Annotated in this window: 8 protein-coding genes and 2 tRNA genes; 5 read left to right on the plus strand and 5 right to left on the minus strand. The window is 38.3% G+C overall.

The window, feature by feature from the left end; all coding sequences use genetic code 11:
* Window positions 1–85: 85 nt before the first annotated feature.
* The 3 genes from FHG85_RS05820 (at window position 86) to FHG85_RS05830 (ending at window position 1576) form a co-directional block, all read left to right on the plus strand.
* Complete coding sequence (locus FHG85_RS05820; RefSeq protein WP_173073911.1) at window positions 86–799, plus strand: hypothetical protein; 714 nt, start codon at window positions 86–88, stop codon at window positions 797–799.
* Window positions 800–1414: 615 nt separating this feature from the next.
* Window positions 1415–1497 (plus strand) — tRNA-Tyr (locus tag FHG85_RS05825).
* Between the two features lie 7 nt (window positions 1498–1504).
* Window positions 1505–1576, plus strand: a tRNA-Thr gene (locus tag FHG85_RS05830).
* 35 nt (window positions 1577–1611) lie between these two features.
* Here the strand turns inward: FHG85_RS05830 and FHG85_RS05835 are convergent.
* Window positions 1612–3228 (minus strand): M14 family metallopeptidase, encoded by a 1617-nt coding sequence (locus tag FHG85_RS05835; protein ID WP_173073913.1) that lies wholly within the window; start codon window positions 3226–3228, stop codon window positions 1612–1614.
* A gap of 199 nt (window positions 3229–3427) precedes the next feature.
* Here FHG85_RS05835 and FHG85_RS05840 point away from each other — a divergent pair, with 199 nt between their 5' ends.
* Window positions 3428–5929, plus strand: a complete 2502-nt coding sequence (locus FHG85_RS05840) for a S9 family peptidase (protein WP_173073915.1) — start codon at window positions 3428–3430, stop codon at window positions 5927–5929.
* A 69-nt stretch (window positions 5930–5998) separates the two neighbouring features.
* Here FHG85_RS05840 and FHG85_RS05845 read toward each other — a convergent pair whose 3' ends face one another.
* The 4 genes from FHG85_RS05845 to ppdK all read right to left on the minus strand — a co-directional run bounded on the left by FHG85_RS05845 (window position 5999) and on the right by ppdK (window position 12448).
* The gene (locus tag FHG85_RS05845) at window positions 5999–7696 is read right to left on the minus strand and encodes a carboxylase (protein WP_173073917.1); all 1698 of its coding nucleotides are present in this window, start codon (window positions 7694–7696) and stop codon (window positions 5999–6001) included.
* Window positions 7697–7828: 132 nt separating this feature from the next.
* Window positions 7829–8260 (minus strand): hypothetical protein, encoded by a 432-nt coding sequence (locus FHG85_RS05850; protein ID WP_173073919.1) that lies wholly within the window; start codon window positions 8258–8260, stop codon window positions 7829–7831.
* On the minus strand, window positions 8241–9650 hold the full coding sequence (locus FHG85_RS05855) for an ankyrin repeat domain-containing protein (RefSeq protein WP_173073921.1): 1410 nt from the start codon (window positions 9648–9650) through the stop codon (window positions 8241–8243). The genes FHG85_RS05850 and FHG85_RS05855 overlap by 20 nt, the downstream gene beginning before the upstream one ends.
* Window positions 9651–9721: 71 nt before the next feature.
* Window positions 9722–12448 carry a pyruvate, phosphate dikinase gene (gene ppdK, locus FHG85_RS05860; RefSeq protein ID WP_173073924.1) on the minus strand — a complete coding sequence of 909 codons (2727 nt, stop codon included), beginning with the start codon at window positions 12446–12448 and terminating at the stop codon, window positions 9722–9724.
* Window positions 12449–12693: 245 nt separating this feature from the next.
* Between ppdK and FHG85_RS05865 the strand changes: the two genes are divergently transcribed.
* Window positions 12694–14865 (plus strand): S9 family peptidase, encoded by a 2172-nt coding sequence (locus tag FHG85_RS05865; RefSeq protein WP_173073926.1) that lies wholly within the window; start codon window positions 12694–12696, stop codon window positions 14863–14865.
* Window positions 14866–14947: the final 82 nt, after the last annotated feature.

The raw sequence follows: 14947 nt of genomic DNA on the forward strand, positions 1-14947 counted from the left end.
AAAATCATAAACTGGTTATAAAACATAGGAAGTTGTACAATTTCTTCTCGTGTAAGTTTGGAAATTTGCAGCAAAAATTTCTGGAATGAAATTGCCTTTATTTTTCTGCATTGTATTGCTCCCAGCATTAACAGTTAAGGGACAGGATAATTTTGTTGAGCCCAACCTTAAGTTCGATTTTGTTAGCAGACACCTATGGCGTGGAATGCGAAATAATACTTCGCCTGCCATCCAACCAACCATCGAACTTAACATAAAAAAATTTTATACTGGTTTTTGGGCTTCTTATTCTCTTGGAACAGAGAATGTTCAAGAAATAGATGTTTTTGTAGGATATCGGTATAAAAATATAGATATTGCCATTTACGATTACTATAATCCAATAGATACTATAGGGTGGGAGAGCGACTTTTGGGTGTTTCGCAATAGCAAAACACGCCACACCCTTGATGCTATTGTAACTGTTAGTAGAACCGAAAAATTTCCTTTCGACCTGTTGCTTTCTACCATGTTCTATGGCTATGATAGGGATGAAATATCAAATAAAAACCTTTATTCAACCTATTTTGAACTTCAGTATCAAATTCTTAATTCAAACTCTGGAAATTTATTAGTTCATCTAGGTGGAACCCCTTTTAAAAGCTACTACGCAAAGAGAGCAGCCATTGTTAACACAGGAATTACCATGAAAAAGGATATTAAACTTAGCTCCAATTTCTCAATTCCCACAAAAGCAAGTCTAATTTTCAATCCCTATTCAAATCAAATTTTTCTTCTGGCTGCGTTTACAATAGGTTGATTATTAAGAAATTGCTTTGCTGCTGTTTATTTACTTTAGCTAGAGAAAAACATATTGTTTTAAGGTACGCAATCTTTTTATATGCAAAAGTGGTATTATTCTAACCCCCTAACTACTGGTTAAATTTTTAATAAACTATTTAGTGCCGTAATTTAGGGTGTAAACACACTTTTTTTAATATACACTACTTCTTTTCGCTTAAAGCCGTTTATGGATGGAAACGCTATATGTTTTATTAAACCAAGTGTAAGGGAAAAATATAAAACAATAAGCGAATATTTGTTTTTTTAAAAATCAAAGATCGATTTGTTTGTTACTTTTCGTTTTGCACGTGTTTACATCCATTTAGAATTATTATAATACAGCACACTAAACTGCTTTATATTGTGCTTCCTACATAATGGTTAAATATTTAATCGAATACGAAGTGACAATATTTCAGAAAAGTTAATAGAATTGGCATCCTTTACTTTTTTTGGATTGGTTACAAAGGGTTATGATTTTGTATCTCAAGAAGGTAAATATTTAATGTGTTGTTTTTGCTAAAACTAGTAGTGCTTAGGGTTGCTTGTTTTATCAAAAGTATTACTTTTGCAGCGCGAAAATTGAAATGCTGGGGAGATACCAAAGTGGCCAACTGGGGCAGACTGTAAATCTGCTGGCGTATGCCTTCGTAGGTTCGAATCCTGCTCTCCCCACAACTCTGCCGATGTAGCTCAGAGGTAGAGCACTTCCTTGGTAAGGAAGGGGTCACGAGTTCAATTCTCGTCATCGGCTCTGTTAATCGACCTTTTTAGGTCGATTTTTTGCTTTTATGGGGTTACTGTTCGTAGCTTTATGCTGCCTTTTTTAAGCCGGTAAACGGGCACGGGGTAGTATCGTCTTCCCCATTGGGGAACAAGGTAACGATCCCAGAAATTCCAATAAATCAATCCATCATCCGATTTTGGTTCAAGCAGATAGGTGGCTAACCTGCCAAGTTTCTGTGAGGTTTTTACCAAAAGGTACTGCGAATCAAAACGCACATTTGTATTGGTGAAGCTACCGTAAATGTTATTGTTATAATGCCCCTGGTTTAGCCTATGCGAGGGCTTAAGTGAGTCGATATTGAATTGTTCTACATTTAGTGTTACCGTATCGGTTAGCATCTCATACTTTATTCCATGGCTTTTTAGGAGATTAACAACCTGGATGTCTTTTCTAATAATGTAGCCGTAAGGTATGCTTGTAGTTTGAGTGGCATAGTAGTCGGCATAGTAGGGTATGGTTACCGTTTTTTTGCGGTCGGTTTTACGGAATCGCTCCCGACCATTTTCATCTGTGTAGGGTTCTGCTTCGTAGGATAGTATGGTTACGTAGTTTGGCGTGGGTTCTGCCTTGTAGGTAAGGGCAAACTCATGCTTTTTTAAAGGATTACCGAGCTGTTTTGATTCGTTATCAGCCTCGTTAAGCAACTTTTTAATTTCCATGGCATTTTCCCTGGCATAATCACATACCGATGAAATAAGGTTGTAGCATCCCTGAACGCGTTCGTTAAAGGGAGCGTAAACGTAGTTCTCATTAAGAATGCTTAACCTGTTCCTTAGGCCAACATAGTTTGTGAAGTATCGTGGCTCCGATGCATACGAAATCCATCCCTTTTCGTAATCTCTTTGGTCGATAAACTCACCGTAGAAACAGTTAAGAGTCTTGTATTTGGCCGATAGCTGATTTGATACCCAGGGCATCATCTTATCGCGCATGTAGTTTATAAGCTTTCGGCTGCCATTGGGGTTCATCATCCAGGTAAAGGTAACAGGCTCCTGATGATACGAGCCATTGGTGGTGTGGCAATCCATAACAATTGCTGGGTCCCAACGGTTTAGCACGTTCTTAACAACACCAATCATTTCGGGGCTCTCAAGTTTCATCGCATCACGATTCAGGTCGAGCATCTGACCATTGTGCCTAACCCCAACCCCATTAATCGGCCCATTTTGCCAAGGACGATTCTCGGGGCTAATCCTTTCATTTCCATCGGGATTTAGTATAGGACAAACAAGTAAAACAATATCTTTAAGTAGAGGATTTTTGGGATTTTTTAAAAGGTCGCGGACAAACATAAGCGAGGCTTCTTTTCCTTCCACCTCACCAGCATGAATGTTAGCCTGTATGTACACAACTATTCTATTGCCTACATCGCTTGGCTTCTTTGGTAAAGGGTTAGCTACGATAAGGAGTGGTATTTCTCGGCCCTCGGTACTCGTTGCAATGGTTTCAACCCTAACTAGTTTAGAGGCTTTTTGTAACATATCGATGTACTGCATCACATCTTTATAGGTAGATGTAGATTGATAGTTGCTGGCTTCGGCTATGGTTACAGGGAAGTATTGTCCAAAACTTGAATGTTGCATAGCTGCAAAAATCGAAATGATTATAAACTTTTTCATTTTATCATGAATTAATTATGATGATACAAGTTTGCTAATTCTTCATTGAACCGTTTCATTATAAATTTTTCCCTTGAACAAGTTTCTCATTTTCTGTTTTCATTCAATATAGATAGTCTCACTAAAAAATAGTTTAACACAAATTAAGCTATTTGTCGCTATTTGAATCAAATTAAAAACAATAATTAAATCGAAAAAGATGAGAAAATTTTTCACACTGCTTTTAGGATTGTCCCTCTGTTTTCAATTCTCTTATGGACAACAGGAACTGGTAGCCAAGGCTAATTACGAGCTGCCCGCTCGTTTCTCGCCTAAGAAACTAAAAAGTATGGTTTTTAGTACTTATGTTGATGCTCATTGGCTAAAGAATAGCACGCGTTTTTGGTATAGTTTTGAAACACCTAATGGAAAAACCTACTACATAGTCGACCCAGTTAAAAAGACCAAAAACCTTCTTTTCGATAATGCAGATATGGCGGCCCAACTATCGAGGTTGACTAAAGAACCATTTGATGCACAGCATCTACCTATAAAAAAAATAAAGTTTATTAAGGATGAAAAGGTAATCCAGCTTGAGGTAAAAAGTACCCTTGTTGATGAGGATAAGACCGATGACGAGGAAGGAGATATGACCCAGAAAAAATCTGTTAAATCAAAAAAGAAAAAAGAAAAGAAAACTTACTATTTCGAGTTTGATTTAGCATCAAAAAAGTTAGTTCTGCTCGATGACTATAAAAAGCCAAAAGAAAATCCCGAATGGGCAAACATTTCTCCTAACGGAGAGTATGTGGTTTATAGCAAGAACCACAACCTCTACTGGATGGATAAGGAAAATTACGAGAAGGCTAAAAAGAACGAAAAGGATTCAACTATTGTTGAGCATCAGCTAACAACCGATGGCGAAAAGTATTACAGCTATGGTTCATCGTGGCGTGGCGAAGATAATGTTGAGGAACAAAAGAATAAGGATAAAAGAAAGTATGCATATGTAACTTGGTCGCACGATTCCCGATACTTTGCCATGGTACGTACAGATATGCGAAATGTTAAGGAGCTCTGGGTAATAAAAACATTAAGTAAACCTCGTCCAACCTTGGAAACATACAAGTATCACATGCCAGGGGAAAAAGAAGCCCCTAAGGATGAGCTACTTATTTTTGATATGAATAATAGGGATACCGTTATACGGCCCGATATTTCTGCTTTTAAGGATCAGGATGTGTCAATTCTCAACTACCGCCGATTAGCAAGTGAACGTGATGATGATTATATACCAACGCGTTGGCTCTCTAAACATAACGATAGGCTTTACTTTCAACGAACTTCACGCGATCTTAAGCGAATTGATGTTTGTTATGTTGATATAAATTCAGGTGAGGTAAAAACAGTTATCGAGGAGCGTTTAAACACATATATCGATTTTAAGGGTATTAAGTTGATAAATAACGAAAAGGAGATAATTCACTGGTCGGAGCGCGATGGCTGGGGACATTTTTATCTTTACGATAATCAGGGAAAACTTATCCGCCAAATTACAAGCGGTCCATACCATTGTGAGCGTTTAGTTGGATACAATGAGGCAACTAAAACCCTTTACTTCCTTGCAAATGGCAGGGAGAAAGGAGAAGATCCTTACTACGTGCACCTATATAGAGTAAACATTGATGGTTCTGGATTGAAGCTGTTGAACAAAGGGAACTTTAATCATAGAATTAGTATGGACGATAACCAGCGATACTTTATAGATAACTACTCTAGGGTTAACACCACACCACAAGCAAAATTAATTGATAATCAAGGAAATGAGGTTTTATTCCTCGAGGAGGCCGATTTAAGTTTACTTTTTGAGGCAGGCTACAAATTTCCTGAACCTTTTACAGTAAAGGCAGCCGATGGTATTACCGATTTGTATGGTGTAATGTACAAGCCCTACGATTTTGATTCAACTAAGAAATACCCGTTAATACTCTATGTATATCCAGGACCCCAAACCGAAGCGGTAAACAAATCGTTCTCTACAAGAATGGACCGAATCGATCGTTTAGCGCAGTTTGGTTTTATTGTGATTACTGTTGGTAACAGGGGAGGGCATCCTGCTCGCTCAAAGTGGTATCACAATTATGGTTATGGCAATCTAAGAAACTATGGTTTGGCAGATAAGAAAGCCGCAGCCGAGCATTTGGCTTATCGCCATAAATTTATCGACATTAACCGTGTTGGAATCCATGGCCACTCGGGTGGAGGGTTCATGACAGCAGCAGCCATGCTCACCTATCCCGATTTCTTTAAGGTTGGGGTAGCCAACGCTGGTAACCACGAAAACAACATTTACAACCGTTGGTGGAGTGAAAAACATCATGGTGTGAAAGAGGTTGCTGACACTGCGGGAAATGTATCTTTTGAATATAGCATTGAGAAGAACTCGCAGATTGCCAAAAATCTGAAAGGGCACTTGTTGCTTACAACTGGCGAGATTGATAACAATGTACATCCTGGAAATACTATTCGCTTAGCTAATGCATTAATTCGTGCTAATAAAAGGTTCGATTTCTTCATGTTTCCTGGTCAGCGACATGGCTATGGCGATATGACGGAATACTACTTCTGGCTAATGGGCGATTATTTCTGCAAATGGCTTTTAGGCGATTACGATACCAGTATAGATATCACGCCAATGAATAACGAGATTGAGAAGAGATAAAAAAAAGAGGCTGTCTCGATACTGAGACAGCCTCTTTCTACCTAAACACTAACCTAAACATATGGTCTGTTAACAGAAATATTTTTGTAAACCTTCCATTAATCTTTTCCAACGTTGCTCTTCGGTCATAGAGTAATATTTTTGTTTTTCTTCCATAAGTTTGCGCTGTTCTTCCTCCTCTTTTTGGCGCTTTAACGTTTCGTAATGGTTTACGATTTTATTACGAAGGTACTTTTCCGCAACAGTGGGGAATAGTTCAAGCAAAAGTTCCTCCTTTTCGTTTGATGCTAGTTTTACATTATCGCCATACTCAGGAAAAGAAGGATTAGGCTGTTTTTTATAGTTTGAAGTATCATATGGTGTTTCTTCTTCAACACCAGCAATCTTTAGTCGAAACTTAGGGTCTATGGGTAAAGGAGTTTTACCATAAAGTCCTTTTACAAGGTTAACAAATTGAGTTGATTTGTTAGTGTAAAAAGGTAAACCTTTGCTTTCATCTATGGCGCAGTTTACTGCTTGTGCGCCAACTATTTGGCTGGTAGGTGTTACAAGGGGTGGGCAACCTGCATCCAACCTTACGGTTGGTATGATCTCAAGTACTCTAGGTAGCAATTTTTCAAGCTTTAACTGTTTGAGCTGGGCTAACATGTTGGTATACATACCACCAGGAATTTCAGCATCCTTTACATTTTCATTGGGTTCAGGAAAGTTAAAATAGCGCTCAATGGCTTGACAAGTATCTAATAAGTCGTCGTACTTGCCAGATTGAGCAAAAAGTATCGCCTGTTCAAAAAGGTTATCGATGCGTGCAGGTAGTTCGTAATTGGTTATATCGAAATCTATTGGGAATTCGTATGAATCTAGCTCCTTAAGTTCGGCTCTAATGTTTTTAAGTTCAGAGTTAATGGCTGAAACAGCTTTCAGGTTCACTCCTGTTTCAATATCAAGCTTATCGCAGAATATTTGAATTATTTCAAAAGCAGGAGCAGCAGGGCCTCCAGCAAAATTCCAAATGGCCGTGTCGACAATGTCCACACCATTAACAATAGCAGCTAGAGTCGCAGCCAGACCATAGCCAGGAGTACAATGTGTATGGAAATCGATAGGAACTTTAACCTCCTTTTTTAATGCCGAAATAATTGTAGCGGCTTGTTCGGGTGTAACCAATCCAGCCATATCTTTTAGGGTGATTATATCGGCACCCATGGCTTCTAACTCTTTAGCCTTGGCTATATAATACTTTTCGGTGAAAATCTTTTTGGGTAAAGCTTTGCCATTGAGCATGGCTTTTATTCTCTCCTTGCGAGAAAATTTAGGATCTACTGTAAAGCATACGGTGCAATCGGCTATACCACCATTCTCCTTAACGTACTTAACCGTGCTGCGGATGTTGTTGGTATCATTTAGCGCATCAAAAATTCGCATTATGGAAATACCCGACTTAACAGCATTACGGTTAAAGCCTTCAATCACCTCTTCGGGATAAGGGTTATAACCAAATAGGTTTCTACCACGTGAGAGCGCAGTTAGCATTGAGGAATCTCCAATGGCTGCTTTAATGCTTTCAAGCCTGCGCCAGGGGTCTTCGTTTAGGTATCGCATAACCGAATCGGGTACAGCCCCTCCCCATACTTCCATGGCATAAAATCCAGCCTCACGATAGTAAGGTAGTACCTTTTCAACTTGCTGTTGGGTCATTCTGGTTGCAAATAGCGATTGTTGACCATCGCGTAGTGTTACATCCCTGATAAGTAGTTTCCTTTTCACCGCAAATTAATTTTTAAGTGTTTTTTGAAAAACACTATATATTTACGGCGAAGTAACAAATATTGTTTATAAAATGGAAGATGTTATTTATAGTTTCATAACATTGTTATAGAACATTGTTGTATAACATGGTTAATATCGTATTCGCCCATCCAATTTATCTCCAGATATGGTGTAGCAAGGAGTTGAGCACGACGATTTATCATATTTGAGTTTAACGGTTGTTCCATCAATTACAATAATATTCCTTCCCTTACTCTTATAGAATACCTTTATGCTATAATAGGAGTTTGTTTGAAGCCAAAATTTAACTTCACTGTTTGATGCAAAACCACTATAAATTAATGTTCCATTATCAACATCGCCGCTATACAACTCAAAATAAACCTCTGGGTTCTCCTTGTTAATTGTGAATCTTAATAAAACTTCAGTTTCTTCGGGTCGTAGTTCATAGCATTCATCGCAGTTAACAATAAATGAATGAATATCCTCACACGAAAGGGGAGTGGTAAAAGCTGATAATATCATTAAGCCCTTTATTAGCTTACCAAATGTAGTTGACATTTTTCTTTAAAATTTTGGGTTTTAACTGGTTAAAATGGATTTTGGCTGAAATGGTATAAAAATAAGGCTTATTCCCGGTTTCCTCTTTAAAGTTATATCCAAATCCCAAAGAATATTCCATAATATTGAATTTAAATGAAATACCAGCATTGAAGTTTGAAGAGAATTGTTTGCTAGGGTCCTTATGTGTGCCTCGGTAGTTTCGGAACTCCATTCCTGCGTTGATTTTTAAAAACGACCTAACCATGCATTTATTTAAAGAGAGTAAGTAAAAGTTCTTACTAATACTTGATTGGATTACTTGACGATATTCCCAATACTGGTATAGCTGTCCATCGGTACTTGTAAGTGTAGCTATTTTAAATGGACGAAATAAATAACCTACTGAAAGGTCAACTTGTGAAATTTGTTCAACACCACCAAAGCAGAAACCCCACAGGAACTCATGTTGGGCAAAAGTTATGCTACTTCCAGCATAGAGTGACGATAGTGTTGGTTTAATTTTAGTTTTAAGGCCCATTTCGGATAAAGCTTTTAGGGCATCAGTATTATTATACTCACGAGCAATTTGGTAGTAGCTTTTTTGGAGTTTTGTTTCGTGTGCATTAAAATCTAGTAGCAATTTTAGAATATTATTTGCACTGAATGCTATAGCATAACTTAATGCATTAGCCCCGTTTTCATCAATAATATTTATATCTGCACCATACTCAATAAGGAGTTTTGCTATAGAAGTATCGTTAAATTGTGATGCTACCATTAGAGGTGTTCTCCCTTTTCTATCTTGTATGTTTGGATCTGCACCGTATTTGAGTAGTAGCTGGGTGCAAGTTATTGCTCCTGAGAATGTTGCCAGCATCAAGGGTGTGTTTTGAACCAAGTCTTGTTCATTGGGTTTTGCACCTTTGTACAGAAGTAATTCTGTAAGGAAAGGTAGTCCATACCATGCTGCTAAATGGAGTGGTGTAAGCTTTTTATTATTTTTTACATTTATATCAGCCCCTTTTTCAATCAGAAGTTCGGCTATTGTATCGTTAAAGGTTGATATTGCAGCATGAAGTGCAGTATTCCCATTGTATGGAACTGCGTTTAAATCGGCCCCATTCTCAACTAAAAGTTCAACAACATCTGTATTGCCACTCTGAATGGCAAACATTAAGGGGGTAACACCATTAGCATCACAGGTGTTGGGGTCTGCTCCTAAGTTAAGTAGAGTCCGAACTTTTTCAATGTTGCCTGAGTCGGCTTCAACCATTAGAAGATAATTGTAAGTGGATGCAATCCAAGCAGAATCACTTTTATGTTCCTGACTATAAGTAATCGTACATGAAAGGAAAAATACCAAAAAGTAAAATAAATGAGAAAAGTAACAGCAACTTAATTTTTTCATTATAAAGTTAAATAAAAAAACGTCCTGAATTCAGGACGTTTTAGTACAAAATGTATGCCAAAAAGTGTTAATTATTTGCCAAATTTAATGCTTGCCTGAGCAGCAGCTAAACGGGCAATAGGTACTCTAAATGGTGAGCAGCTTACGTAGGTTAAGCCATTCTTGAAGCAGAACTCAACAGAAGCAGGATCACCACCTTGCTCACCGCAGATACCTACCTTAAGCTCAGGACGTGTTGAACGACCTTTCTTAACACCCATTTCAATTAGCTGGCCAACACCATCCTGATCAATGGTTTGGAATGGGTCAGCTGAAAGCATCTTCTTATCAAGGTAATCGTGTAAGAATCCACCAATGTCATCGCGGCTGAAGCCAAATGTCATCTGGGTAAGGTCATTTGTACCAAATGAGAAGAACTCGGCTGTATTAGCAATTCTATCGGCTAGTAGGCAAGCACGAGGAATCTCAATCATGGTACCATACTTATACTCAATAGCATTGATACCAAATTTCTGGCAAACCTCAGCATAAACGCGGTCAACTATCTTCTTAGTGAAATCAAGTTCTGAAACATCGCAGGTTACTGGAACCATAATTTCAGGCTTAGGTGTTTTGCCTTCTTTCATTAGTTCAGCAGTAGCCTCAAAAATAGCACGAATCTGCATTTCGGTAACTTCAGGGTAGGTAACTCCAAGACGCACACCACGGTGTCCCATCATTGGGTTAACCTCATGAAGTGTTTCACCACGTTTTTGGATTGCCTCAACTGAAATACCAAGCGCCTTAGCAAGTTCCTCTTGCTTATCCTTGCTTTGTGGAACAAACTCGTGTAGAGGTGGGTCTAGCAGGCGGAAGGTAACAGGGAGGGTATCCATTGCAAGCATAGTGTTCTTTAGGTCACGCTTAACATAAACAAATAGCTCATCAAGCGCGCTGCGACGTTCTTGCTCGGTTGAGCTAAGAATCATCTTACGAAGTAGGAATAGGGGCTCTTCTGATCCTTTACCATAGAACATATGCTCGGTGCGGAACAGACCAATACCTTCTGCACCAAAATCACGAGCAACCTTAGCATCCTCTGGAGTATCTGCATTAGTGCGAACTCCCATTTGACGGTATTTGTCAACCAATTTCATAAACTCCTGGAAACGAGGGTTCTCGGTTGCTTCCATAAGTTTGAGTTCGGCTGTGTAAACATTACCTTTGGTTCCATTTAGGGTAAGTACATCGCCTTCTTTTATTTCGATATCGGTGCCTTCTATTTTTGCAATCTTTTGTGCGGAGTTTACTTTTAATGCACCAGCACCAACAATACAACATTTACCCCAACCACGAGCAACAAGTGCAGCGTGTGAGGTCATGCCTCCGCGAGCAGTTAGGATACCCATAGCTGCACGCATACCCTCAACATCTTCAGGGTTAGTTTCTTCACGTAATAGGATTACTTTTTCACCTTTACGATTCCAAGCAACTGCATCTTCAGCAGTGAAAACAACTTTACCTACTGCAGCACCTGGTCCAGCAGGAAGACCTTTAACAATTGGACTAACCTTTGATTCCTCTTGAGGATCGCAGATTGGGTGAAGTAGTTCATCGAGTTGAGCTGGGTCTACACGTAAAACTGCAGTTTTTTCGTCAATTAGTCCTTCGTGTAACATATCCATGGCCATGTTCAAAGCCGCAGTTCCAGTACGCTTACCAGCACGGCATTGAAGCATGTATAGCTTACCTTCCTGGATGGTGAACTCAATATCCTGCATATCCTTGAATGCTTTCTCAAGGGTATTGCGGATTTCTACAAGTTCTTTATAGGTTTCAGGCATTAGCTCTTCCATACTTGGAAGGTGCTTGTTTTGCTCGTTCTTTGTTTCGTTGTTTAATGGGTTTGGAGTACGAATACCTGCAACTACGTCTTCTCCTTGAGCGTTTACAAGCCATTCACCATAAAAAACGTTCTCGCCAGTAGCGGGGTTACGAGTAAATGCAACACCTGTTGCAGAGGTATCGCCCATGTTACCAAATACCATGGTTTGAACGTTCACAGCAGTACCCCAATCGTCGGGAATGCCTTCAATCCTACGATACGAAACAGCTTTTTTACCATTCCAGCTCTTGAAAACTGCTTTGATACCACCTAAAAGCTGTTCTTTGGCATCGTCGGGGAACTCTTTGCCTAGTACCTTTTTCACGGTCTTTTTGAATTCCTCAGCAAGGAACTGAAGGTCATCAGCTGTAAGATCGGTATCTGATTTATACCCTTTTTTCTCTTTGTATTCATCAAGTATCTCATCAAGAATTTTGCGGATACCCTTTCCATCTTCTGGCTCAATACCTTCTGCTTTTTCCATTACCACGTCGGCATACATCATGATAAGACGACGGTACGAGTCCCATACAAAGCGAGGATTGTTGGTTTTTTTGATAAGGCCAGGAATGGTTGAAGAGCAAAGACCAATATTCAAAACGGTATCCATCATACCTGGCATTGATTTACGAGCACCAGAACGGCAACTTACAAGTAGTGGATTTTCTGCGTCGCCATATTTCATGCCCATCATTTCTTCTACCTTGGCCATAGCATCCCAAATTTCAGGGATCAGCTCTGCTGGTAGCTCATTGTTATTTTTGTAATACTCGTTACAGGTATCTGTGGTAATGGTGAAACCAGCAGGTACTGGTAAGCCTAAAAGGCACATCTCTGCTAGGTTAGCACCCTTTCCGCCAAGCAGATTTCGCATATCTGCTTTTCCTTCGGCCGTCTTATTCCCAAAGACGTAAACTCTTTTAACTTTTGACATTTATTTACTGGTTTTTAATTAAACTATATGGTTTGTTTTTAACAAATTCTTACTGAGCTTACAAAATTATCAAAAAAAATGGAATAGGGGAACTTATGTCCTCATTTCACACCATTTAACACTTGCAATCGTTTTAAAAGATGTAGTAAAATCATTTTCTTTTAATTGCTTTTTTTAGTTATTTGCATTTTGTATTAAACGGTTTTAGTAGATAATCATCTAATTAATAACTTAATCTATTAGTTATGAGAAAAGTAATTATTGCAGTTTTATCTGTTATTCTGGGCTTTCAATGCGTAAGTGCTCAGGTTAGTAAAGAGAATATCACACTTGATGAACTATTTAAAAAAGGAACTTTTAGGGCTAAAAGTATTTGGGGCTTAAACCCAATGAACAACGATGAGTTTTATTCTGCATTTAATAGTAAAGGACAGATAGCCGTTTTTAAACTATCCACTGGCGAGCAGGAAAAAGTGATTTTTGATCCTTCTTCTTTTGATAATTCTGATTTAAAGAGCTTGTCTAGCTATGAACTTTCGTCCGACGAATCAATGATTCTTTTGGCAACAAACGTAAAACCCATCTATAGGCGTTCCTACACTGCCGAGTTTTATGTGTATAATATAAACACAAAAGAATTAAGAAAGTTATCAGATAATGGGGCTCAAATGAATGCTGCTTTTTCGCCAGATGGTAAGAAGGTAGCATTTGTTCGCGATAATAATATTTTTATAGTTGATTTGCTTACGTTTAAAGAGAAACAAATTACTTTTGATGGTAAATATAATAGCATAATTAATGGAGATCCTGATTGGGTTTATGAGGAGGAATTTGCTCTTACAACAGGCATTCAATGGTCGCCTGATTCCAAAAAAATTGCATTTTATCGATTTGATGAAAGTCGTGTGAAACTATTTAACATGACTACTTATAACAGGGAACTTTACCCTGAAAACTATACTTTCAAGTACCCTAAAGCGGGCGAAGAAAATTCCATTGTTACAATTCATGTTTTTGATTTGGAAAGCAATTCAACAAAAAAAATGGATGTAGGGCCTGAAACCGACCAATATATTGCAAGAATAAAATGGATGCCTTTGTCCGATAAGCTATGTATGATTCGTTTAAATCGCCTACAAAATAAGGTTGATATTTTAGTTGCTGATATTACAACAGGGAATTCGGAAGTTGCTTTTTCTGAGTCGAATAAGTATTACATAGAAGAGGTTAGCGATGATTATCTTACTATTACACCCGATGGTAAAAAGTTTATTCTCACATCGGAGCGTGATGGATACATGCACATCTATCTGTATGATATTCAAAGTAAGAAAATTACTCAGCTTACCAGTGGAACAAATGAGGTTTCTGCTATATATGGTTTTGACACAAAACGAAATACAATCTACTATCAGGGATATGATCAAAGTCCCCTTAGAAAAGCTATCTATTCAGTAAATCTCAAAGGAAAGGTAAAAAAATTATCATCTAAAAGTGGAACTAATTCAGCAGTATTTTCAAGAAATTATAAGTATGTGATGATTTATAACTCTTCAATTACCGAACCTTTAAGCGTGGTTCTTTTTACTACAAAAGGTAAACAGGTTCGTGTAATGGAAGATAATCATAGCCTAAAGGAACGACTAAGCAAATATAACATTCCACAAAAGGAGTTCTTTACCTTTAAAACATCAGAGGGGGTAGAGTTAAATGGTTATATGGTTAAGCCATTAAATTTTGATAGCACTAAGCATTATCCTGTAATGATGTATCAATATAGTGGACCTGGTTCTCAAACTGTACTTGACCGATTCAGAATAGGTTGGGACGAGTATTTGGCAACTTTAGGTTATATGGTTGTTTGCGTTGATGGACGTGGCACTGGCGGTAGGGGGGAACAGTTCAAAAAAATGACTTACGGACAGCTTGGTTACTACGAATCAATTGACCAGATTGAAACGGCCAAATACCTTCAAACTTTGCCATTTGTGGATGCTAGTCGCATAGGAATTTGGGGTTGGAGTTTTGGTGGTTACATGTCGAGCTTGTGCTTGTTTAAGGGCGCCGATGTGTTTAAAATGGCTATTGCTGTTGCACCTGTAACTAACTGGAGGTATTACGACTCCATATATACTGAACGCTATATGGGGTTACCTCAGGATAACCCACTTGGATACGATAATAATTCCCCAATAAATCATGTTGATAAACTAAAAGGTAAGTTTTTACTAATTCATGGAACAGCCGACGATAACGTCCATTTTCAGAATTCAATTGAAATGATAGAAAAGCTTGTCCAAGCAGGAAAGCAGTTCGATGTCATGGTTTATCCTGATAAAAATCACAGTATTAGGGGTGGAAACACAACTATGCATTTATATACCCTAATGGCTAACTATATCAAAGAAAACCTATAAGTTTATATTGAAACATTGTAAGGGGCCAGAAAATTATTGTTCTGGCCTTTTTTATATTGTCATTACTTGCCTATTTTGTATT

Source organism: Tenuifilum thalassicum (assembly GCF_013265555.1).
Taxonomy (GTDB): domain Bacteria; phylum Bacteroidota; class Bacteroidia; order Bacteroidales; family Tenuifilaceae; genus Tenuifilum; species Tenuifilum thalassicum.